The sequence below is a fragment of the Denitromonas iodatirespirans genome (assembly GCF_018524365.1).
In the GTDB taxonomy this organism is placed as follows: domain Bacteria; phylum Pseudomonadota; class Gammaproteobacteria; order Burkholderiales; family Rhodocyclaceae; genus Nitrogeniibacter; species Nitrogeniibacter iodatirespirans.
In genome coordinates, this window is sequence record NZ_JAEKFT010000121.1 from 1 (window position 1) to 717 (window position 717).

1 protein-coding gene is annotated in these 717 nt (G+C 51.3%); it reads right to left on the reverse strand.

Annotated features, from left to right (window positions below; all coding sequences use genetic code 11):
* Positions 1-87: 87 nt before the first annotated feature.
* Entirely contained in the window at positions 88-309 is a 222-nt protein-coding gene (locus I8J34_RS24220; RefSeq protein WP_214364188.1) for a hypothetical protein, read from the reverse strand.
* Positions 310-717: the final 408 nt, after the last annotated feature.

The following is a 717-nucleotide window of genomic DNA, read 5'->3' on the forward strand; positions in this document are numbered from 1 at the left end:
AATCCATCGATCAGCTCTTTCGGGATGGACGGCAGCGCCGCCGCAGTGCTCTTCTTGCTGGTCTTTCTTGGCATACATGCTCCTTGCTCACATGGTATGCCTCAAACACAAAATTTCTGACAGGCTCCAGGAGGTCATCACTCTCTCCATTTCTCGGTCTATGTCACGTAGTTCTTCAAGAAGAAGAGCTTTAATTTTCCGCGCTTTTGCCCAGTCTTTGACTAGGCTCGTGACTTGAGCGAGCAACCAGCCAATGAAGCCAGAAGTGATGCCGATGCCCAGTTTGATGATCAGATCATTGTTGTCCATGGTGGGTTCAAACGATGCAGTAGAAAACCCGTTTCCGGGCCGAGTCGATCTTCCCGGCGTTGGTCGATGCGAGAGACCTCGTCATCTGTTCAGTTCATTCGCTTTGGCATCTTCTTGCCTTGATTCGTTGACCCGTACGCAGCGACACGGAATCAAGACTTGCTATCGAGCTGTTTGCCGCGAGCTGCTGCTGCAACGCTAATAGTTTCGCGAATATATAAGGCTGGGACGAATGCGCCACCCCTGATGGGTGTTACCAATCCATTTGGGGCGGTTAGATGAGCGGAGCAAGTCAAGATAGTTGTCGCCTGATTCATGCAACTAACGTGTGTATGTCTTCAGCATGAAGTGTCGCATTGACGACAGCGTCTCGCTCTGGATTGAGCGTCACGAGGCCGATATGCGACC